Annotated in this window: 23 protein-coding genes; 21 read left to right on the top strand and 2 right to left on the bottom strand. The window is 32.9% G+C overall.

Features of this window, described 5'->3' with window-relative positions; genetic code table 11:
• The first annotated feature begins 85 nt into the window (after positions 1–85).
• From LKE05_RS06140 to LKE05_RS06040, 21 genes are all read left to right on the top strand, one after another.
• The gene (locus LKE05_RS06140) at positions 86–1,996 is read left to right on the top strand and encodes a hypothetical protein (protein WP_308456271.1); all 1,911 of its coding nucleotides are present in this window, start codon (positions 86–88) and stop codon (positions 1,994–1,996) included.
• Positions 1,996–3,012, top strand: a complete 1,017-nt coding sequence (locus LKE05_RS06135) for a hypothetical protein (protein ID WP_308456270.1) — start codon at positions 1,996–1,998, stop codon at positions 3,010–3,012. Before LKE05_RS06140 ends, LKE05_RS06135 begins: the two co-directional genes overlap by 1 nt.
• Entirely contained in the window at positions 3,009–4,256 is a 1,248-nt protein-coding gene (locus LKE05_RS06130; protein ID WP_308456269.1) for a DUF5048 domain-containing protein, read from the top strand. The genes LKE05_RS06135 and LKE05_RS06130 overlap by 4 nt, the downstream gene beginning before the upstream one ends.
• On the top strand, positions 4,253–4,612 hold the full coding sequence (locus tag LKE05_RS06125) for a hypothetical protein (protein WP_308456268.1): 360 nt from the start codon (positions 4,253–4,255) through the stop codon (positions 4,610–4,612). The genes LKE05_RS06130 and LKE05_RS06125 overlap by 4 nt, the downstream gene beginning before the upstream one ends.
• A complete protein-coding gene (locus LKE05_RS06120; protein WP_308456267.1) occupies positions 4,612–5,103 on the top strand; it encodes a hypothetical protein in 492 nt (163 codons plus the stop codon). The genes LKE05_RS06125 and LKE05_RS06120 overlap by 1 nt, the downstream gene beginning before the upstream one ends.
• 14 nt (positions 5,104–5,117) lie before the next feature.
• Positions 5,118–7,349, top strand: a complete 2,232-nt coding sequence (locus tag LKE05_RS06115; protein WP_308456266.1) for a hypothetical protein — start codon at positions 5,118–5,120, stop codon at positions 7,347–7,349.
• Positions 7,350–7,364: 15 nt separating this feature from the next.
• Complete coding sequence (locus LKE05_RS06110; protein ID WP_308456265.1) at positions 7,365–7,646, top strand: phage holin; 282 nt, start codon at positions 7,365–7,367, stop codon at positions 7,644–7,646.
• A 64-nt stretch (positions 7,647–7,710) separates the two neighbouring features.
• Positions 7,711–8,673 (top strand): N-acetylmuramoyl-L-alanine amidase, encoded by a 963-nt coding sequence (locus tag LKE05_RS06105; protein WP_308456264.1) that lies wholly within the window; start codon positions 7,711–7,713, stop codon positions 8,671–8,673.
• An 11-nt stretch (positions 8,674–8,684) separates the two neighbouring features.
• Positions 8,685–9,365 carry a hypothetical protein gene (locus LKE05_RS06100; RefSeq protein ID WP_308456263.1) on the top strand — a complete coding sequence of 227 codons (681 nt, stop codon included), beginning with the start codon at positions 8,685–8,687 and terminating at the stop codon, positions 9,363–9,365.
• 120 nt (positions 9,366–9,485) lie between these two features.
• Entirely contained in the window at positions 9,486–9,890 is a 405-nt protein-coding gene (gene tnpA, locus LKE05_RS06095) for an IS200/IS605 family transposase (protein WP_308456275.1), read from the top strand.
• A 10-nt stretch (positions 9,891–9,900) separates the two neighbouring features.
• A complete protein-coding gene (tnpB, locus tag LKE05_RS06090; RefSeq protein ID WP_349164517.1) occupies positions 9,901–11,004 on the top strand; it encodes an IS200/IS605 family element RNA-guided endonuclease TnpB in 1,104 nt (367 codons plus the stop codon).
• A 154-nt stretch (positions 11,005–11,158) separates the two neighbouring features.
• On the top strand, positions 11,159–11,998 hold the full coding sequence (locus LKE05_RS06085) for a hypothetical protein (RefSeq protein WP_117967574.1): 840 nt from the start codon (positions 11,159–11,161) through the stop codon (positions 11,996–11,998).
• A gap of 125 nt (positions 11,999–12,123) precedes the next feature.
• On the top strand, positions 12,124–12,270 hold the full coding sequence (locus LKE05_RS06080) for a hypothetical protein (RefSeq protein WP_308456261.1): 147 nt from the start codon (positions 12,124–12,126) through the stop codon (positions 12,268–12,270).
• The gene (locus tag LKE05_RS06075; protein ID WP_308456260.1) at positions 12,270–12,944 is read left to right on the top strand and encodes a hypothetical protein; all 675 of its coding nucleotides are present in this window, start codon (positions 12,270–12,272) and stop codon (positions 12,942–12,944) included. The genes LKE05_RS06080 and LKE05_RS06075 overlap by 1 nt, the downstream gene beginning before the upstream one ends.
• A 14-nt stretch (positions 12,945–12,958) precedes the next feature.
• Positions 12,959–14,494 carry a hypothetical protein gene (locus tag LKE05_RS06070; RefSeq protein ID WP_308456259.1) on the top strand — a complete coding sequence of 512 codons (1,536 nt, stop codon included), beginning with the start codon at positions 12,959–12,961 and terminating at the stop codon, positions 14,492–14,494.
• Between the two features lie 23 nt (positions 14,495–14,517).
• Positions 14,518–16,224 (top strand): hypothetical protein, encoded by a 1,707-nt coding sequence (locus LKE05_RS06065; RefSeq protein ID WP_308456258.1) that lies wholly within the window; start codon positions 14,518–14,520, stop codon positions 16,222–16,224.
• A 52-nt stretch (positions 16,225–16,276) separates the two neighbouring features.
• The gene (locus LKE05_RS06060; protein WP_308456257.1) at positions 16,277–16,696 is read left to right on the top strand and encodes a hypothetical protein; all 420 of its coding nucleotides are present in this window, start codon (positions 16,277–16,279) and stop codon (positions 16,694–16,696) included.
• A complete protein-coding gene (locus tag LKE05_RS06055; protein WP_308456256.1) occupies positions 16,696–16,851 on the top strand; it encodes a hypothetical protein in 156 nt (51 codons plus the stop codon). Before LKE05_RS06060 ends, LKE05_RS06055 begins: the two co-directional genes overlap by 1 nt.
• Positions 16,851–17,003 carry a hypothetical protein gene (locus tag LKE05_RS06050; RefSeq protein ID WP_308456255.1) on the top strand — a complete coding sequence of 51 codons (153 nt, stop codon included), beginning with the start codon at positions 16,851–16,853 and terminating at the stop codon, positions 17,001–17,003. Before LKE05_RS06055 ends, LKE05_RS06050 begins: the two co-directional genes overlap by 1 nt.
• 17 nt (positions 17,004–17,020) lie before the next feature.
• Positions 17,021–17,545 carry a hypothetical protein gene (locus LKE05_RS06045; protein WP_308456254.1) on the top strand — a complete coding sequence of 175 codons (525 nt, stop codon included), beginning with the start codon at positions 17,021–17,023 and terminating at the stop codon, positions 17,543–17,545.
• A 48-nt stretch (positions 17,546–17,593) separates the two neighbouring features.
• A complete protein-coding gene (locus tag LKE05_RS06040; RefSeq protein WP_308456253.1) occupies positions 17,594–18,547 on the top strand; it encodes an NUMOD1 domain-containing DNA-binding protein in 954 nt (317 codons plus the stop codon).
• Between the two features lie 535 nt (positions 18,548–19,082).
• On the opposite strand, the gene LKE05_RS06035 is transcribed toward LKE05_RS06040, so the two are convergent.
• Both LKE05_RS06035 and LKE05_RS06030 read right to left on the bottom strand, forming a co-directional pair.
• Positions 19,083–20,153, bottom strand: a complete 1,071-nt coding sequence (locus LKE05_RS06035) for an ATP-binding protein (protein ID WP_308456252.1) — start codon at positions 20,151–20,153, stop codon at positions 19,083–19,085.
• 139 nt (positions 20,154–20,292) lie between these two features.
• On the bottom strand, positions 20,293–21,750 hold the full coding sequence (locus tag LKE05_RS06030) for a S41 family peptidase (protein ID WP_308456251.1): 1,458 nt from the start codon (positions 21,748–21,750) through the stop codon (positions 20,293–20,295).
• Between the last annotated feature and the right edge of the window lie 2 nt (positions 21,751–21,752).

Below are 21,752 nucleotides of genomic sequence, written 5' to 3'. Positions count from 1 at the left end.
ATCATGTCAAAAGCATATACGATGAAGTAGGAATGAAACATAAAGGTTTATAACTTTTTATAAGTTTTCAGTAACGGTGAAACATTTGCTTAGAAAACCAGCATTGCAATATCCACACGCAGAAGTTGTAAATCCAAATGAGAAAGTTGATTTTCAATGTGAATTACAATCAAGCGGAAAGATTGCAAAAGCACGATTAATGATAGATGACAACAATTATGAATATTACTTTGATAATTTTGATATACAAAATTTGCAAGAAAATAATTATAGTTCGTTGGTTACATACCCTATTAAGAATAACATTCCAACATATAAGATATACAAATCGGATAACAATAGAACAAGTGATGAAACCACGTTTTCATTTGGTGCCGGCGAGATGTACACTTGGAAGATGAGAATATACGAAAAGGACAGTTTTGATCCTACAAAGGAGAAAACATATGTTCCATCATCTTGGATTGGTAAAGGTACTGTTATGGAAATTTTATCAGGTGCTGAGTCCGTAGGATCTAATCAAGGAACATATTATGGTTTGAATAGTTCTGAAATGAATGGCAATCGAATTCTAAAGATAAATCCTCATACGCAAATGTATTTTAAGGATTGTACATTAACAAAAACTTCCGATAATAATCCACACAAAGAATTGTGGACACGATATGATGAAAATGCGAACTACTATATTAAGGTTGGGAATACGTTTGCAAAAATCAAAAAATATTATTACTTTTTGCCAAAATATGACGCATATAAAAAAGACCCTGAGAGAGGCGACAAGACAGTCAAATGGTTCAACTCAACGGATGATTTAGATACATATGGTGAACCTAAATTTGGTTATGCGGTTGTAAGTGGTAAACTTAAGGTTTCTGTCAATGATACATATACAATATATTGTAATTACATAGATACAGACCAATATTACTTTGATACAAACACACCTCCTACGATTACATTGTACGAGAACTTTGAAAGTGTGAACGGAACAAATGTAACAAGAGAGATAGATTTATCTGAAAACACGCAACTTGCTCCCCTATCCTTATCATATAGCAATTTGCATATCACTGGTGAGTATTTACAATCCGAAGGAATAAGTGTTAGTCATTATAGTTTTCTTTTAGAAAGACGTGAATCGGATACAAAATATTCAACCGTTTCTTATTCAAACAACATATATTCAACCAATATAGATTGGCAATATGATAAATTTATCAGTGGAAATGAGTATAGATTAACATTGTCTTTAACAGATAGTGTTGGCTCTACATTTGAAAAAATAATTTATATTAAAGCAGAGTATAATTCTATCTCCTACCCTATGAACATTAAAATTGAGGAATACAGAAAACATAATTCTTTAATTGTTGATTTCAGTGAATTACATTCTATTATTGCTAATGAAGAAATTGAAGGTGGACATCAGTTTCTTGCATATAATAAGGATACTGATAAAATAGATACTACATTGACTGTCTCTAATAATGTATGTCACTTGGATAAAGGCAACTCTTTGACATATGATTTTATAGACGGTGAAAAGGAATTATCGTTTGGCAAGAGTACAATATATACAACATTCAGGATTGACTCTGATTATACCGGTACAATATTTGAAGTTACAGAGGATGATGGAACAACAACTTCATTAAAGTGGGATGGTGTGCATTTTTATCTATCAGTAAAAAATCCAAGTACAGGATACTCTTCGTACGGACGAGTGTTCTCCCCATATGAAAATTGGGACAATATGACTGTCGGAGATAAGAAAAAGGCAATAAATGAAGCCATGACAAAAGAAACAGTGGACTATTCTGTTCCTTATTTGTATATGAACGGTGAAATAAATTATGGCGATAATTTATATTATCACACGGAAACACCTTTGAGCGAACAAACATGGCTTGTAATTATAGATACAAAAACTGAGAATGTTTATTTAAAAAATATGTCTCAAAAAGATAATAAGACTGTTGGAGGTGATAGTTAATGGCAAAAGTAAAATTGTTCGGCGGAGTTACATACAATGCTTTTGGCATTGACGAAGGCTCTCATTCTGATGATTTAAAAGAGACATTAACACAAGCGTATGGGAATTATAGTTGGAATTCTGATACAAAATTGTTGGCAAACTTTAATGATACGTTAGTGGGAAGTAACTTTGATGGTTCATATGAAAATATTGACCATTTTCAAGTTTATAAAACCTTGGGCGAACAAGATACGTTACATAAAGTATGCCAAACTAAAAATCCTACTCAACGTGTGATAGAAGATTTCACTGTTGGAGATTTATGTGATTACCAATATTATATTTTTGGTATTTGTAATAATACAATGGACGTTAATGGTGTGCAAGTAAATGTCAAAACAATCTCTCCTCTTGTATCGGATAAAATCCAACTACATAGAGGAACAGTCTCTGTAATCGGACTTGTTCCTACAGAAGAAGATAATACTTATACTATTGACGAAGATAATATATGGCAATTAGATATTAATTTAACTAATGACGGTTACACGTTGAATACGGATAAGACATTTTATCAGACCCAAAATGCCTATGGCAAAGCGACTGGCGGTAATCGAAAGCAGAGAACGATGTCTATTACAGGATTACTTGGCAAAATAGATTGCTCAGGTGATAGTCAATATATAGATACTTATGACGACATTATAAATTGGGAGAATTTTGTATCAAGTAACAGTTTGAAAATGCTCATAGATTTAAGAGGATTGATTACTATTGGAGATACAGATGCTAATCCAACATTTCAATATGATACAAATGACAATCACGATGTTTCTGTTACGTTCACATTTAATCAGTTAAATGATATTGATACGGTTGATGTGTTGGGTATGACATTGCCGATTAATCCATTGTATTATGAATATTTAGCGGATAGCGAAGGAGCTTTGTTGAAAGATACAGTTGAAGTTGATTCAGACAATAAATATCACGAATACCTTGCTTCTCCCCTTTTGGACGGTGGTTTAACATGAACATATACAAGAACGGATATGTAGTTGACAGTATCCATAATATTAATATTGCAAATATAACAAAACAGGTATATCTAAATTCGTTCAGCAAACTTGGGTTTGAGAGAATACTCAAAGTGTTCAAAGCTGATATAGTTATACCTGTTTTTAGATTGTATTTGTTGGACGAAGATGAAAACATATCAATGGACGCAAGCGATGATTTAATGTCGGCAAGTTTAAGTATTACATATCAGACTGGTCAAAGACGTACAATGAATATTACTCTTGCAAATATAGATAATAAGTGGAAGCCTAAACCGATTAAGGGATTAATATGGACGGGAAGCAAATTTAGATTTGATTCTGGTATTGTTATTGGTGACACAATATATTGGAAACAACAAGGAGTATTTGTTTTTAAAGACCCTACATTATCAAGAGAAAATTCAAACCAAACAATCTCATTATCATTATGTGATAAGTTTGGCTTATTCGATGGCAGTGTTTATGGAACGACGAGTTTAAAAACAATCATTCCTGTTGGTGTTCCAATGAAGAATGCTTTTACTTCTCTATTGGCAAGCGACAGAGGAAATGGCAAACCATTTGACTTAAAACCAATTATTTTTAATAGTGAATATACGGACGTTAATACATATTACACTATAAAGCAAGATGCCGGTACAAAAGTCAGTGAGATATTTACAAGTATGGGCGAAACAATTTCTTCCGATGTTTACTACAACGAATTTGGCAATATGGTTGTTAGTTCTAATGTTAATGAGTTTATATCATCTAACTTCCCTGTTGTATATCGTTTTGAGGAAAACGACAAAGATATTGTGTCGGCAAATGTTGTTTATAATACATCACAAGTCAGAAATAAAGTTGTTGTTAAAGGTGCTATTGCCAACGGTTATCAATTCAGTGCTATTGCCGAAAATAAGAATTTGAAATCAGACTATTGTATTCAGTATAATGGCGAAATACCAGAAGTTATAAATGATAGTAAACTATATGCTGATTCATTGTGTATGTCACGAGCAATGTATGAATTGATTAATTTTAGTCGTGGTACGAAAACATTGAATTTATCTTGCACATATAATCCTATATTCGATGTCAACCAGTCTGTTATGGTTAATTATCCAAGCTTGGGTATTAACAACGAAAACTATGTCATTGACTCTATTTCAATGAATATGGATAGTGGTGCAACGACATCTTTGACAATGACAAATATTAACGAGGTGATCTTTTGATAGACAAAGAGGAAGAAAAAATAGATTTTAATGATGAAACAGTTATTGCATATGTAAATATGATACGTCAAATTATCCAAAGTGAAGTTTCAACATATTTAAAAAATCAGAATATTGAAACATTTGAGGATTTAAAAGTGCAAAGCGTTTCTGATGACGGATTACACGCAACATTGAAAGATACGACTACAAAGGAAGTATATGAAAATATACCTAACTATACAAATATAAAAATCAAACCAAATGATTTTGTCCGAATGTATATTAGTAATCAAGGATTAAAAAAATATATTGGACAAACCTTTGGTTCAAGAACAGAATATCTATGTCAAACAGAAAAGGACGGTGATAAATAGTGGCATTACATATAGATACAAGCAATGTTACGTTGATGAGTGAATTTAAAGATGCGATTGAAAAATATGTTCAAGAATATGTATCAGTTGTTTCTTATGGTGTCCACGAAAACCAACAACTAAAAGCAGAAGCTTCAGAAAGTAGTGGGAATAGCACATTCAAAGAAACCATTGCGGTTTCTATAAATATCAACGCTCCAAATACAATGCATTGGGGCATTTTAAATGTTAAACGCATTAATGAAACAAATTCATTATCTCAAATTATTTTTTGGTGGGACAATAATGAGTTTAAATATAGAATATCATACAATTCTTTACTTGCTCGTTACGGTTATGCAACCTATCCAAATATTATTCAATATATAGATAGTAATACAATAACATTTAAAAATAATGTATTGTCATTTAATATTATAAATGATATATATTTAGATGCTGGTACACATCGAATGGGTGGCAAATTTGAAGTAGATTATCATATTTGGTAGAAAGGAGTGATTAAATGGCACATATTGATTTAAAAGAAGATGCACATATTTTTATTCAAGCAGGTGTGACTATTCAAAACTTATTGAATTTGATTCAGTCATTTGAAACAAATGAACTTGAAGAGTTAAGAGATTTAATTGCAGCAATTAAAGATATTGACACAAATGATGATAATGCAGATTTTAAGCAACAATTATTGAATGTATTTGATAATGCGGTAATGGAAGATGAAGTTACAACAAAACTTGACAATACAAGCACTCTCCCCCCTCAAGCCAAAATTGTAAAGAGTGCAATAGATGATGTTCTCGATAGGATTAAACAGACTAATTCAGATTTAAGTGATGAGATTTACAATAGACAAATTGGAGACCAAGATATAACTACCTTGGTGGAAAATGAAAGTCTATCAAGACAAAATGCGGATGATAAAATCAACAGAGAATTATATGGAAGTACAACAAATAGTTATACACTTTCCTCTGATATTGATCCTGCTCAAGTTGATGTCACTATGCAAGGTGGTTCTGGTGTTTTAAGCGTTGATATAGAAAATTTGACAAACGCCTTTGTTCTTAATGGAACAAGGGTTGTATCAGAGGGTAAAACAATCGCAACATATCAGATTGAGTACGGTGAAGATATATCAAGACTTTTTGCGGTAGTTGATTATAATGTACAGTTGAAAACTTTTGATTTTAAATTAGTTAAATCAGATGATATTACATCTTCTATTGAGGGAAATATTGCAACGCTTGTATTAGGATTGATAGAATTTAGTTATGGATTTAATACAGGTCAAGGATACTTTCTAAACGATGTATCTAAGAGTTTTCCATATACGTATCAAAATGTATCACAGAACACAGTTATCAAAATAAACGGATTAGCTGATTTGCAGACTATTGATAAGTCAAGTTTTATATCTGCCATTAATGAATTAGCAAGGACTGATATGAAGGTTAATGTATCTTTGAATGACATAAAAAAGGAACTTAATGGTATGTCAAAAGGCGGTATTTGGCATTATGGTGAGGTATTGACACACACCGCTAATTTAAGTACCCCTGTAATAAACAATAGTGTTGATGCAAATGTAGGCGACTTTTATCTTAACTCAAATACATTCTCAGTGTATTTTTGTGTAGGAGATGATAATGGCAATCATAATTGGTTATATATCGGCAATTTGACAGGCAGTTTTGATTATTCAAATTATGCAAGTATTAATTCACCTAATTTTACAGGAACACCGACAGCACCTACTCCGTCTCTATCAAATAATTCACGACAAGTTGCAACCACAGAATATGTGAGAAGTGCCATTGATAAATATGCAAGTGGTGATAATCTTGAAATGATTGATTTGGCGGAAGGACTTAGAGATGATGTATATGGTAAACAAGTTGTGTGGACAGTTGGCGGTAATATTATGAATTTAACATTGCCAGCCCCAAAACTAACAAATCCTACAACTTCAGAAGAAGTCAAGATTACTTTTGACAAAGGTATTATTCCTTTTGATAATACTGTAAAAAGGGGGTATCTTCCTTACAATACGACAAATGTTTCTTTTATTCCTATTACAGAAAACAAGACATATATTAATTGCGAATTTAATTTTGATACGCAACATTTAGAATTTACAACATCTAATTCAATAATTTCTCAAGACACTATAGATGCTATTGAAACAAGAGTGTGGAAGTTTAGTTTATGTTATTATACAGTAAACGTTGTTTATAATGATTCTTCTGAAGAACCGGCAAGTCAATATGTAATTAGTAATTATGATTGTGATTGGTGTATTAATTCTGAAAAAATAGCATTACCATATCAAACATTGGATATGCTAAAAACCGTTGACAAAAATTGTATTATTAATTCTATAAATGAAATTGTCGATAATGCTTCAAAGAATCAAAGCGAAGTAGGAACTCTTATTTATGCACTACACCCTGACATAACAACATATTCCACTTCGGCAGCTAAAGATGGGTATTACGGAAAACTAATAAAAAGTGATGTGGACGAAGTATTTATACTGAATAACGATAGACAAGATGATATGGATTATCCTGATGGTGCCACATTAAGTGGCAAATTACCTTATGATGATGAGGTTGGGTATATGTTATCGCAAGATATACCAGCTTTAAAGAAAGCATTTTGTAAAGTGACAAAAAAATATGTTGCATCTATTGATGGTGCAAATGGAGAAATAGAAGTGTTATTAACATTCTAAGAGGAGGGATTTATTATGACAAACATTAACTGGAAAGTAAGAATTAAAAATCCGATGTTTTGGGTACAAATTGTAGTTGCTATTTTTGTCCCTGTACTTGGGTATATGGGAATTACGGCGCAAGACCTAACTACATGGCAAGCAGTAGGCAATGTAATATTGACAGCTTTTTCTAATCCATATGTATTGCTGTTGATGGCAACGAGTGTTTATAATGCTATTATTGACCCAACTACAACAGGCATTACAGATAGCAAAACGGCACTTACATATACTACGCCTAACAGTGATAAATAAAAGAACATTCATTCTATACGAATGTTCTTTTTTTTGTGCAAAAATTAAAGAAAGGAAGATTGCTATGAATATAATTGAAGTTGCTTATAAATGGCACGGTGGCTTTACAAAGCGTCCACGCACAGATTTTATAGCGTTACATCACGCAGAAGCAGTTAAATGTACTCCACAAGATATACACAGTTGGCACGTCTCAAATGGTTGGACAGGCATCGGTTATCATTTCTTTGTAAGAAAAGACGGTACAATTTATCGTGGACGTCCTCTTGATGTGGTTGGTGCTCACGTTCAAGGTATGAACAGTTGTTCTATTGGCATTTGTGCTGAAGGTGATTATCATACAAAAGAAAAGACAATGCCACAAGCACAAAAGAAATCTATTATTGAGTTATGTCAATATCTTAAAAAGAATTGTTATCCAAATGCAAAGATAGTTGGACATAGAGAGATTGGCGACAGTAATTGTCCTGGTCGATATTATCCACTTGATGAAATTAAATTTGCTGTTGCCGGAGGAATTACTGTTCAAGCAGAAAATCCTCAAAAGATTGCCTTGGATAAGTTGGTAACGAAGGGTATTATTACAGATGCATCTCAATGGGTACTTACTGATTTCTTAACAAATGCAAAGGCGGTTAGAGTTCTCGATTTGCTTTCAGGCGGTACTTGGACAAGCGAGAAAACAAATTCAAGTATTCATTGGGCGCAACCAAATGTCATCTCTTTAGCATCTAAAGACGGCGGTTCTTCTGACGGAACAAAAGTCATTGAAGATATTGACGGGATGGTTAATAAACTAAATGTCTGGATTTCTAAGGCTACACTATTGGCTTTGGTTGATAAGCTTACAGGCGGTACAAAAGAAAAATACAAGAATAGAAAAACAGACCATTGGGGCAGAAATTTTCTTGATAGCCTTTGTGATAAAGGCATAATTACAGACGTTAAGTATTGGGACTCCGATTTCGAATCTACAGTAGAAAACGGAGTTTTTTTAGTGCTTTGTTGTAATGCGTTTGGTCTTTGAGGGAGGGTTTAATGTACACGATTACTCTATTAAACGATAGAAGATTATATGGAGCTCACAAAGAAGCAATTATGCAGTATGACAATATGGTTGGTAAAATTCAATTTTTAATTCCACAAACATATGACGGAAATGATATGAGAAATTTTACGACTGTATCATTGGAATATATCTCCCCTATTTCTCATTTGTATAAGCAAGAATTTTTAACTTTGTCTGAGGAATTGGTAGAATATGCTGATGAACAATATTTAGAATATTTGCTTCCTATTGGCTCAAAAATGACTGCTGAAAATGGGGATATTGAATTACAACTATCGTTTTACCAAGTTTATATGGACGAAGATGGTGTAGTTCAAGACCCTGTTCTGAAAACACAATCTTGTAGGGTAAAAATTATTCCTACAAAGAACTGGGCTCAATTTATACCGTCAGAATCTATGGCGGCACTTGACCAACGTATTGCTCAGTTGATTGCTTTGGAAGAAGAAATTACCGAATTACAAGGACAGATTATTGAACATCATGACAATTTTATAAATGATGATGTTATTTCTGATAAGACAACATATTCGTCAAAGAAGATTGAAGAATTTATAGATAAGAATGAACTTGATGAAACCGTTGAAAATATAACAAATACTGAAAAACAAACAATCTCTGATGAAGAGATAGAAAATCTATTTAAATAATTTAGGATAAATCGCATTATGCCGGCTAACAATGCGTTTTATTAATGAAGGCGAGAACACTCGCCACTTCAGTGGTGAGATGAATCGCCGCTAAAGAGAGAATATACACATGAGGTGATAATTATGGAAGTTCCTCATGGCAGAGGATATGTATATTCAATTCAATATCACATTGTTTGGTGTGTGAAATATAGACATAAAATCTTATATTCTAAAATTGAGAAAAGATTAATGGAAATTCTAAATATGGTTGCGACTTATGAATGTTTTCAGGTATTGGTGTGTAATACAGACAAAGACCACGTTCATTTGTTAATCAATTGTTCACCACAACATTATATTCCCAACATAGTCCAAAAAATGAAAGGAATGTCTTCTCGGATACTTATGCGAGAATTTGGAGAAACATTAAAGAAGACACTATGGGGTGGGCACTTATGGAATCCTTCATATTTTGTGGCAACAGTATCAGAAAATACAGAAGAACAAATTAGAAGGTATATTCAAAATCAGAAAAGAAAGTGAGGTGAAGTCGGTGGAAAAAGCTTATAAGTATAGAATTTATCCAAATAAACAACAAGAAGAATTAATTCAAAAGACATTTGGATGTTGTAGATTTGTATATAATACATATTTAGCAAAACGAATTAAGTTATATGAAGAATCGAAAAAATCTTTATCATATGTGCAGTGTGCAAATGATATGAAAAAACTTAAATCTGAATTGGAATGGTTAAAAGAAGTTGATTCCACTGCTCTCCAATCTTCACTTAAAGATTTAGATGCAGCTTATCAGAAATTCTTTAAAGAACATTCCGGTTATCCTAAATTCAAAAGCAAGAAAACACATAAATTTTCTTATAAATCAAAATGCACTAACGGAAATATCCAATATTGTGATAAACATATTAAGTTGCCGAAACTTGGAATGGTAAAAACGAAAAACAAGTTAGTACCACAAGGCAGAATACTTAATGCTACTATATCACAAAATGCAAGTGGTAAATATTTCGTATCACTTTGTTGTACAGACGTAGATATTAAACCATTAGAAAAAACTAATAATTCAATTGGCATTGACTTAGGTCTTAAAGAATTTTGTATAACATCTAATGGTAAAATGATTTCAAATCATAAATATCTTAAAAAATCATTAGCTAAACTTGCAAAAGTGCAAAGAGAACTGTCTCGAAAGTCAAAAGGTGGTTCAAATCGTAATAAAGCAAGGATAAAAGTTGCAAGACTTCAAGAACACATTGCAAATCAACGCAAAGATTTTTTACAGAAATTATCTACTGAAATTATTAAAAATAATGATGTAATCTGCTTGGAGGATTTACAAGTGTCAAATATGATGAAGAATCATAGACTTGCGAGGTCTATTGCTGACGTTAGTTGGTCAGAATTTGTAAGACAATTAGAATACAAAGCTAATTGGTATGGAAGGCAGATTATTAAAGTAGATAAATTCTATGCAAGTAGTCAAATTTGTAATACTTGTGGATATGTTAATAAAGAAACAAAAGATTTAAGTGTTAGAGAATGGGATTGTCCATGTTGCAATTCTCACCATGATAGAGATATAAATGCTGCTAAGAATATACTTAATGAAGGATTTCGATTGTTGAAAGTAACTTAGTAATTATACATATGAACGGTTGGAACAATCGGGATAGCTTGGTAAATATTCTTACAGTAGTAGGAAGTTCCCAAGAATCACGTGGCTTTAGCCATGTGAGGTTCAATATATACATAACTTATACACTTTCATTAAATTCAAGGAGGAAATTAGAATGGCAAACGAAACACAAAAGTTTTTAAGTTACGCAGGTCTTGGTACATATGACAGTAAAATCAAAGCTTATATTGTAGATAAGGCTGACACTGCCAAGACATCTGCTATCGCAGCAGACGCGGTTGTAGTTACTACAGATGTAACAACAGAAGGATATGCAAAGTCTTATACCTTCACTCAGAATGGTGCAACTATTGCTACGGTTGATATTCCAAAGGATATGGTCGTATCAAGTGGTAAAGTGGTTGTTAACCCTGAAGGGCAGGATGAAGGCACATACCTTGAATTGACACTATCTAATGCAACAAGTGACAAAGTTTATATTAATGTTGGTAAGCTTGTAGACATTTACACTGCAAAAGCCAATGCAACTCAGGTTCAGATTGCTATTGATTCTGCAACAAGAGAAGTTAGTGCCACAATTGTTGCTGGTGGTGTAGGTTCAACAGAACTTGCTGACGGTGCAGTTATTACTGCTAAGATTGGTGATGCTCAAGTTACAAAAGCAAAATTAGGCACTGATGTACAAGCTTCTATTGATAAAGCCGATTCTGCAATTCAGTCGGTTGCTACCGGTAAAACAGACGGTACAGTCGCTGTCGATGGCACAGATGTTTTAGTTGCAGGTTTAAAGTCTGCCGCATATGCTGAAACAACGGCTTTTGATGCGGCTGGTGTTGCAGATACAAAAGTAAAAGAACTTGCTGATGGTGCAGTAAAAACAAATACAAGTGATATTTCAACACTAAAAACAAAAGTGGCTGATCTTGAATCTGTTGCTATTGAAGCAATCTCAACAGATGAAATAAATGCTCTATTTACAAAAGTGACTGAATAATTTATTCTCTGATTAATTCAAAGTAATACATATTTCTAAGGGAAGGGTGACGACTCTTCCCTTTTTGTATTGCTTGATACTATATGTTTTTGCAAAAATATATAACTCGTTTTGGAGGAAAGAAAATGGAAGAAAAGAAATTTTTAGATTTAAATGGTTTAAAAATAGTTGTAAATAACATCGAGAACGAGATAGATGGAAATAAAGGCGACATATCTTTTACCGATGATATTACTTATGAACCGTTAGAAGAAACGGAGGCAAGTTCGTAATGGCTATGTCTCTTAAAGAAAGCTTGGAAAGCTTAAAAAATCAAACATCCGCATACACCCCGTCAGTTATGATGGTTAATCCTAATACAGAACCTAAAATAACGGCAGATATGGACAAACGTTTAATTGATGTTCCGCCTGAATTACAGACAATAGGTGTGGCAACTGAAAATAATGCAGAAACAGTTTATATTAGTATTCCATCGACCACTTTTGATGGAACAGATTTAACCGATAAGACTGCTTATATTTATTTTGTAAACGCAGGCAAAGAAGTGAATATTTACAAAGTCACTGATGTTACTGTTGAAGATAATTCGATTAAGCTTGGCTGGACTATTACAAATGATGTCACTCGTTACGCAGGAACAGTGTCGTTTTCAATTGCATTTGAGTTAGATAATTCATACAAATTGACAACTACTCCTGCCACTTTAACGGTTCTTAAAGGATTGGACATTGACCAAACAATTTCAAAGCAAGACACCGCTATTGTATCTGCTCTATATGACAAGGTTAATGCTCTTAATACAAAGGTAGACAATGCCGTAAATTCAATGGATAATTCAGTTGCAACAATCAACACATTGCAGAGTGCTATACAATCGTTGCAGTCGGAATTAAATTACATAAAAGAACACGTTGTTTACGTGATAGATGATATTGAAAATTAGAAAGGAGGAACTTAATGGCTAAAGCAAAATATTTTACACAAAATAACGAAAAAGTATATCCTATATCACACACCAAAGCAGTATATGATGGCAATGGTAAAGTCTTAGAGGATAGGTTGACCGAAGATGAAACTGCAATTTCAAGCCTACAAACGGACGTAAAAGGCAAAGCCGACAAGACTGATGTAGACAATAAGCTCAGTTCAAATGGGGCTATTTCTGACACTACTGTGGCTTTTACAGAGGCTTCAGCAAGGGAAAATATTGTTTCAAATGAAAAGAGTTCTACTCTATTTGGTAAAGTTCAAAAATGGTTCTCTGATTTAAAAAAAGTTGCTTTTACAGGTAGTTATAACGATTTGATTGATACTCCGTCAAATGCTACGAGTGATACTGACGGATTTATGAGTAAGGAAGATAAGTCTACAGTAGATTCTTTGAATTCAACTTTTCTAGACAAATCATCAGCAAGGTATAGTTTTTTTAATCTTCTAAAATGGAATTCTTCTAATAATAAAATTGTTGAAATTGATAATAGAAGTACTCCAGTATATTATGGTGGAAATGAAATAGTAAACTTTGGTGATTTGCCAGATTCCGTCAATGAACAATATGATGGTTTAATGTTATCTACCGACAAGATTAAATTAGACGGTATAGCTGAAAATGCTAATAACTACATACATCCTACTACATCGGGTAATAAACACATACCAAGTGGAGGCTCGTCAGGTCAAATATTAAAATGGTCGGCAAATGGCACTGCTATATGGGGAACTGAAAAAACATATAGTAATGCTACTACTTCAAGTTCAGGGTTGATGAGTGCAAGCGACAAAACAGACCTCGATGCTTGTGTAGAAACTTTAAGTGCCGATGCGTCTATGTTTCTTAGTTCCATTAAATCTCCAGCTCCTGCTGAATTTGAATTTGTTGAAACTTTATCATTAAGTAATTTAACTTTAACTGGTGATGTAGCATTTTCCGATACAGGTTTATTTAATGGATATGCTTCATTAACTGAAATCACATCAGGACTTAATGATATTTTTCAAAAGAATATTGATAACGGATTTGATTTTGTTTACTATATGGTACATAATACAAGCAGTAAACGATTTGAATTTTCTGCTACTGACCCATTGTATATATCCAGTAGTCAGGGTGGCAAATGGTATTACGATGGCAATGAAATAGCCACTAAGTCTGATATTCCAAGTACTTCTGATTTTCTTAAAACATCTGGCGGTACTTTATCGGGCAATGTAACTATTAAGAATAATACTAATTATGGTACAAAACTAAATTTTGGTGATGGCGATTATGTTCATATAGCTGAGGTATATGATGATGCAATGGAACTTAAAGGTTCTAATATACATTTAGGTATTGAGACATCTAAAGCAGTATGGCTTCAATCATCTAATAGTTCAACTACTAAATACAAAGTAGTAGGTACTTCAACTGGTTATAATACAAAAATACATGTAGCAACGTCTCAACCGTCAACAATGTCGGTCGGGGATATTTGGTTTAAAATATCATCTTAATAAATTTAAAGGAGGGATAATAAATGCCGACTGGTTTATGGACAGATTATAAAGCAAGTTCATTCAATGGAGGTAATGGCACTTCTACAAATCCATATCAAATTGCAACTGCTGCTCAATTAGCTTATTTAGCATATGGTATTAATAATGGTATTTCAAACTATGCCACATCATATTTTAAGTTGACAGCAGATATTGATTTGGCTGATCATTATTGGACACCTATAGGTAATTCATCTCATCGATTTAAACGCTCATTTGATGGAAATTATTATAAAATCTCTAATATGAATATTGACACATCAGTTAATAGTTCTGATTTAATAGGACTATTTGGATATACTGAAGCTCCAAGTACTACTGAAGAAGTATCAATAGGAAATTTTTATTTAGTAAATCCACGCATAATAGATAAATCTTCTACTTATGCATCTTTTATTTTGGCAATTCATAATAGAAGAATACGTATACATGATATTGAAATAATAGATGGATACTATTCATACGCATCATATTCATCTACAGTAGAATCCAATTCATATTTTGGATGTTTTTTAAGCAGAAGTATCTTAGTATCTGCTTCTTATGCAAAAGTACATAATGTAAATGCACTTTCTACATATATTAGAAGCAATAAACAATATACAGGAGGATTAATAGGATATTATGTAGTAGGTGAAGGTAATAATGAAATATATAATTCAAATATTGTTATTACTGATTTAGTATGTCCTCACGGTATTTATGTAGGCGGTGCAATAGGATATTTAGATCATGAAAATTATTATAATATGTATTTACAAAACATATCAGTACAAATTCAAGATGGACAAGTTAATTCAAATACTATAATTGGTGGTATTATTGGTTATTATTGTAATAATATATCAAAATCATATAATTATATAAATATAAATAATATATCATCAGATATTCTTAATATGTATCCATCTCCAACAAAATTTAAAGCATTTGTTGGAGATTGGAAAACAGGTATAACTAGTGCTAATTTTAAATCTACTAATAAACTGAGTAAATTATATTATAATACTGAAGTCAGTAAAACTGGTTATAATAGTGGTCTATTTTCAGATACTGAAAATACAACAATCGTTAAATCTTATAAATATAGTGATACATGTAATGTATATGATACATCTACTAATACCACAGTTATGAATTATTATAATGTAGCTCACGCAATAGCATGCAGAACATTTTCAGTTCAAGTTACTAAATCAGGTTCAGTAACATATAGAGAAATAATTTATCTTAATGATATTTATAAACGAGCTCATACATTAGAACCTATTAAATTTATATTAATGTGGGATCTTGGCGATTTTAATCCATATGATGAAAGCACATTAAATTTCCCAATATTTGTATTAGTTACTGGAACCACATATACATTTCCTGATGCAGATATCTATTCATATCTTAATCCTACGTTAGAGAGATATGACTTAGAAAATAATAATAAATGGCTTGCAGAATCACAACAAACATTAAATGATGTATCCGGGATTTATCATCCTGGTGATACTGTTACTGTTAGTACTGATTTTGTTATATGGACTGGATCTGTTGATAAAACTAAAGTTATATCGTATAAAAAAGATAGCAGTACTGTAGTTGATGTCACAAATGTTGTTTATAAAAATAGTTCATCCACAGTTAGATCTATGGCTGATTACAAATATAAAAAAAATAGTAGTACTGTAGTATAAATATATACTGTAGTATTAACAAGTAAATATAATTTATAAAGGAGGATATATCATGTTAATTATAAATGATACTCAAATTCAAGAAGAAGGAGAGATATATGAAAGACCATATATAACACGTGGTATAAAAAGAAATTGTATCGAAATAACAATAGGTAAACAAGATAATGTTACATACGATACTCTTGTAAATACATTTTCTGATGGTGCAAGTATTATAAGACGTCTTAAAGAAAAAAGAATCGAAAAACAACTTGTATCTGAAGCCACTGAAACTGAAGAAGCAGTATATCAAGAAGTTGAAGTTGAATATGATCAAGATTATCCATTAACAGATTTTGTTGTAGCAGGTGATATTATTGACAAACGTGATGGTACATTTGTTGTATATATGGGAGTTAAAACAGAGACTGAAATACTCGAGGAACAAAACGCTGAGCTTATGTTAACGCTTGTCGGAGGTGAAGAATAATGTATTACAATATGATACGAAAATATTATCTTGAAGGTTATGGTTATCCAAAGAAGTATTACACTGATGTTGATTTAGATAAGTTTGTAGTAAAAGGTATGATAACTCAACAACAGTCTGATGAGTTAAAAGCAGAAAAAGGAAGTGTTGAATAATGGCTGAAAATGTTGAAAAAACTGTGGAATTTCAAATTGAAGATATGAATACGGTAATAAATTTACTAAACGACATAAGTGTTCGTGGGATAGATTGTATTAAATTTGCAAATGTTCTACATATTTTACAAAGCAAAGGTACTATTAAGTAAGACACCAAGGAGGGCTAATGGAAGTAATATCAGAATTACAAAATATAGATTTGACTTCGTGGATTATTGTTGGTTTTATGATAATGACAATCATTGTAACATTCTATGAGGTCATATGTAAAGTATGTGCCATTTTCAATAAACCAATAGGAGCAATGAAACAACGAAAGGCTGACCACGAATTGTTAGTTGAGACAGTTCAGGATTTAAAGCAATTACACGAAAAGCACGAAGAAGATACTCAGCAATCAATTAAGCATGATAAGATTATCAAGGAAGAACTTTCGATGCTTACCAATACTGTCAATAGTATTGCTACTAATCTTGAAGATATGGAGCGAAAAAACAACGAGACCAAAGTTAAGGAATTGAAAGACACTCTTATCAATTATTATAATAAGTATCGTGTGGTTGGTGAATGGTCTGAGTTGGAAAAAGAAGCATTTTGGGAATTGTTTGAAGACTACGAAGCCAGAGGAGGCAACGGGTTTATACATTCAATTGTTGAGCCTGTTATGAGAGAGTTAAAGGTAGTTGACTAAATTTTATAGAGTCTGCTAAATTAAGCAGGCTCTATTTTTTTTAATAGAATGGTGAAATTGGAGGTAATAATATCAAGTATGTACGGTTTCATTTACATAACGACAAATCATATAAATAACAAAAAATATATAGGTCAAAAGAAATATGATAAGTATGACCATTGGAAAACTTATCTTGGTAGTGGAATCTTATTGTCAAGAGCAATTAATAAATATGGCAGAGAAAATTTTTCAAAAGAAATCATAGAAGAATGCGAAACAAGAGATAAGCTAAATGCACGAGAAAAATATTGGATTTTTTATCATGATGCCGTAAACTCTGATAAGTTTTATAATCTTGCTTCTGGTGGTGACGGTGGTAGAACATGCTATGGAGAAACACATCATGCCTCAAAGAAAGTCTACCAGTATGATAAAGACGGAAATTTTCTTAGAGAATGGGATAATGCACAAAGAGCTTCTGAGGAATTGGGCATTTGTGTGTCCGATATTCATGTTGTTTGCAGAAATAATAATGGTGTTAAGCAGGCAGGAGGATATATCTGGTCTTATATCCCATATACTCAAGTTGATAGATACGCAAGAGAAGGGATGAACAAACATAAACTTTTACAGTTAGATTCCAATTTTAAAATTGTTTCATCTTTTAAAAATATATCGTATGTTGATAAAGAAAGTTTTGACAGAGAAAAAATTATCAATTGTTGTAATTTTAAAGCAATTACACATAAAGGTTTTCATTGGATGTATGAAGAAATGTATGACGATAAACATATCTCAATGATACTTGCTATGAAGAATAAGAAACCAAAAGATGTAACATCTAAGATAGTTTATCAATTAGATGCCAATAAAAATATCGTACATACATATAAAAACTCAAAAGAAGCTTCAGATATAACCGGTATTAAAAAAGGTACTATTCAAGCTTATTGTAAAAGAAATGTAGCCAATCACGGATTTAATACAACAGGTTATTACTGGGTTTATGATGTAGCATAAAATCCAATAATCGTATATAACACAAACAACACTTGAGGTTGTTTTGAACGTGGAAACAAGATGTCGGTTCGCTTTCGGTGTCTTGTGGAGTTCTATGGAGGGTTGTGTGATAACCACATAGCGAATAGGTCTTAGACTGAAAGAAAACACACTATAATTTTAGGGTAGAGGAATTAAGTTTCCCCTACCCTATTTTTTTACGATTTTCAAGAATGCAGGGATTGAACCTGTTGTAATTGCCGACCAAATTCTTGATATTTTCTTTAGTTTAAAATAGTAATTTAAGTGATTTGTTTCGCCATTTTAGCTTACCCTAACGAGGGGCTTAGCTTACCCTAAAATTTACCCTAACGCACTACGTTTTAATACGTTTTAATAGGTCTAAATACGTCATTTACCCTAAAATCACGATGTGCTTAATACGCTTAGAAATGGCTTAATACCTTTACTTACGTCTTGGTATGTCTCATAAATCGTAAATAGTCTTATATTATATAATTTTTTCGTATAATTTTCAACTGTTTTTTACAGTTTTTTATTTAGGTTTTATGACCGATATATCAATTATTTTTTCATCACTGCTTATATATCCGTTTGTATAATGACACGTTTTTAAAATCCACGCAATATCGTCCAAAGTTACGTTTCTTCTGTTGTCAAGAAATATAATATTTTTAGCCATTTGAAGAATTTTAACCGCATCTCTGCCGTTTTTCGCATAACGTGCAATCATCTCAACCGCATTTTGTTCTATATTGATTTTTATTCTTTCAGCCGCACCGTAAATTATCTTTTCTATATTATCCCTTGTCAAAGGGTTAAAATAAATTTCGACACATCTTGAACGAACAGCCTCGGGAATTTCTTCCGGTTTTCTGGTTGTTGCACCGATAAGTCTGAAATCTGCAGGTATGCCGTTTTTGAATACATCGTGTATATACGTTGGGATTTTTTTGTTTTCTTCGCTGTAATATGCACTTTCAAACATAACCTTCCTGTCCTCAAGCACCTTTAACAGCTTGTTAATCTGGCAAGTCTGTAATTCGCCGATTTCGTCTATAAACAAAACTCCGCCGTGAGCCTTTGACACCGCTCCCTCTTTAACCTGCGGTACACCTGCAACGCCGTATGCGCCTGCACCTTGATATATCGGATCATGTACCGAGCCGATAAGCGGATCGGCAATGCTTCTTTCATCATATCGCATTATCGTTGCGTCTGTTTCGATAAACTTCGCATTTTTTGAAAACGGTGTGCCGTTACTTTTCTTTGCACATTCCAACGCCACCCTTGCCGCCGCCGTTTTGCCGACGCCCGCCGGTCCGTATATCAAAATATGCTGTGGGTCAGGACCGCAAAGTGCCGCTTTTATCGCTCTTATTCCGTCGTCCTGACCTATTATTTCATTCACGTTTTTAGGTCTTGCCGTTTCCGTCACAGGTTCAGATAAATGTATATGACGCATACAATTAAGGTGTTCAGCCTCTTTTTTTGAATTGTTTGCAAGGGTTTCACTGTCGCTTTTTTCATTCCTCAGCTTTGTGAAAAAATACATTCCTATAACAAGTGTAAAGAAAAACTGTGTTATCATTATTACACTATTCATATCTATTCCTCCGGACATTTCTTAATACTCTAACTATATTCTTTTCAGAGTAATTTTAATTATTCCAAAATGTCTATGGGAATATTTTTAGTCTTTAACGCAAACAACAGAGCTTTTTGCTCTGTTGTCTAAGTAATGCCTAATTCAAATCTTCTAAATTTCCGCCCATCAATTCGTATGCTTTTTCAAACTGATTGTCTGTTGTCACTTCAATCTTTGAAAAAACTTTTTCAATTTTCTTTTGAGTCGGTATGTCAAGGACTCCGTATGAAAGCAAATCATTTGCTTTTTGGAAGTCCTTTATCGCAGTTTTCAATTCATCGTCAAATACATCACTGTCCGTATTTCCGTTATAGAAATCCAACAGATAAAGTCTTTCCTTTGCGGCTTTAACATTATCGGACGAATTACCGTATGATTGTTTTGTTGTATAATCAAACGGCGTATACTTTGATGTATCTATTCCGTCTGTGGTATTTTCAACTTCAACATCAGGTGTAAGTCCGATATGGTTTATTTCCTTACCGTTTCTTGTCACATACTGACCTGTTGTAAGTTTAAAAACAGAACCGTTTGAAAGCGGATATGTATTTTGAATTACCGCCTTACCGAAAGTCTTTGTTCCGATAAGAGTACCGCCCTTTGAATCTTGAATTGCACTTGCAAGAATTTCAGACGCAGAAGCAGTATGCTCATTTACAAGTACCGCAAAGTCAAATTCAGGCTTATCAAGCTTTGATTCATATGTAACGTTATACTTTGTATCTCTGAATTTAACGTCGATTATCTTACCTTTTTTAACAATCTGCTGTGCAATCTCAACTGATGACGATACAAGACCGCCGCCGTTATTTCTCAAATCAAGAATTATCTTCTTAATATTCTTTTCACGCATCCAATCAAGTGCATCTGTAAATTCATCGGTAGTTGTCGAATTAAAGGTTGTAATTTGAATATAACCTATATTACCCTTCAATTCAGCCGAATTAACGGAATTTTCATGTACCGCAACACGCGTTGTTATAAATTCAAGTTCTTCCCCGTCACGCAACACGGAAACTCTGACGCTTGTATTTTCTTCGCCGATTATTTTGTTACGCACTTCGGATATGCTCCAGCCCGTAACGTCCTCGCCGTCAACCTTGCAAATCTTGTCGCCGATTTTAAGTCCTGCTTTTTCAGCCTTACTGTCCTCATTGAGAAAACCCACAATTTCAACATAACCGTCATCAGACATTTTCATTGATATACCGATACCGTAAAAATTCTGATTTAATTTATCCTGAAATGCCTTATACTCCTCCGGAGTGTAAAATTCACTGTAATCATCAAGGCTTTCAAGCATTGACTTTAACAACTGCACCAACAATGGGTCATTATTTTCAAGCAACTTTGAAAGACCCTGTTTCATTATTTCTTCTTCCGTAAGTGAATCGTCTATATATCTTTCGGCAACGTATTTTGCCATTTGTTCAAATGCACCGTATTCACCGCTGTATTTTGATTCTTCCGCTGTTTCTGTTCCAGCCGCAAAAACACTTCCCGACATAAGCAACATAACAACAGACAAAACAGCCGCTGTCAATTTCTTCTTCATAT

Source organism: Hominilimicola fabiformis, from assembly GCF_020687385.1.
Taxonomy (GTDB): domain Bacteria; phylum Bacillota; class Clostridia; order UBA1381; family UBA1381; genus Hominilimicola; species Hominilimicola fabiformis.
The sequence above is the reverse complement of the archived record's forward strand: the minus strand, read 5'-3'. Positions and strand labels throughout refer to the sequence as shown.

Coding starts and splice junctions, on each gene's coding strand:
- LKE05_RS06075 (WP_308456260.1), top strand. CDS start 12,270: ATGGCTATGTCTCTTAAAGAAAGCTTGGAAAGCTTAAAAAATCAAACA.
- LKE05_RS06105 (WP_308456264.1), top strand. CDS start 7,711: ATGAATATAATTGAAGTTGCTTATAAATGGCACGGTGGCTTTACAAAG.
- LKE05_RS06055 (WP_308456256.1), top strand. CDS start 16,696: ATGTATTACAATATGATACGAAAATATTATCTTGAAGGTTATGGTTAT.
- LKE05_RS06035 (WP_308456252.1), bottom strand. CDS start 20,153: ATGAATAGTGTAATAATGATAACACAGTTTTTCTTTACACTTGTTATA.
- LKE05_RS06030 (WP_308456251.1), bottom strand. CDS start 21,750: ATGAAGAAGAAATTGACAGCGGCTGTTTTGTCTGTTGTTATGTTGCTT.
- LKE05_RS06050 (WP_308456255.1), top strand. CDS start 16,851: ATGGCTGAAAATGTTGAAAAAACTGTGGAATTTCAAATTGAAGATATG.
- LKE05_RS06135 (WP_308456270.1), top strand. CDS start 1,996: ATGGCAAAAGTAAAATTGTTCGGCGGAGTTACATACAATGCTTTTGGC.
- LKE05_RS06080 (WP_308456261.1), top strand. CDS start 12,124: ATGGAAGAAAAGAAATTTTTAGATTTAAATGGTTTAAAAATAGTTGTA.
- LKE05_RS06085 (WP_117967574.1), top strand. CDS start 11,159: ATGGCAAACGAAACACAAAAGTTTTTAAGTTACGCAGGTCTTGGTACA.
- LKE05_RS06070 (WP_308456259.1), top strand. CDS start 12,959: ATGGCTAAAGCAAAATATTTTACACAAAATAACGAAAAAGTATATCCT.
- LKE05_RS06065 (WP_308456258.1), top strand. CDS start 14,518: ATGCCGACTGGTTTATGGACAGATTATAAAGCAAGTTCATTCAATGGA.
- LKE05_RS06110 (WP_308456265.1), top strand. CDS start 7,365: ATGACAAACATTAACTGGAAAGTAAGAATTAAAAATCCGATGTTTTGG.
- LKE05_RS06060 (WP_308456257.1), top strand. CDS start 16,277: ATGTTAATTATAAATGATACTCAAATTCAAGAAGAAGGAGAGATATAT.
- LKE05_RS06045 (WP_308456254.1), top strand. CDS start 17,021: ATGGAAGTAATATCAGAATTACAAAATATAGATTTGACTTCGTGGATT.
- LKE05_RS06130 (WP_308456269.1), top strand. CDS start 3,009: ATGAACATATACAAGAACGGATATGTAGTTGACAGTATCCATAATATT.
- LKE05_RS06100 (WP_308456263.1), top strand. CDS start 8,685: ATGTACACGATTACTCTATTAAACGATAGAAGATTATATGGAGCTCAC.
- LKE05_RS06040 (WP_308456253.1), top strand. CDS start 17,594: ATGGTGAAATTGGAGGTAATAATATCAAGTATGTACGGTTTCATTTAC.
- LKE05_RS06115 (WP_308456266.1), top strand. CDS start 5,118: ATGGCACATATTGATTTAAAAGAAGATGCACATATTTTTATTCAAGCA.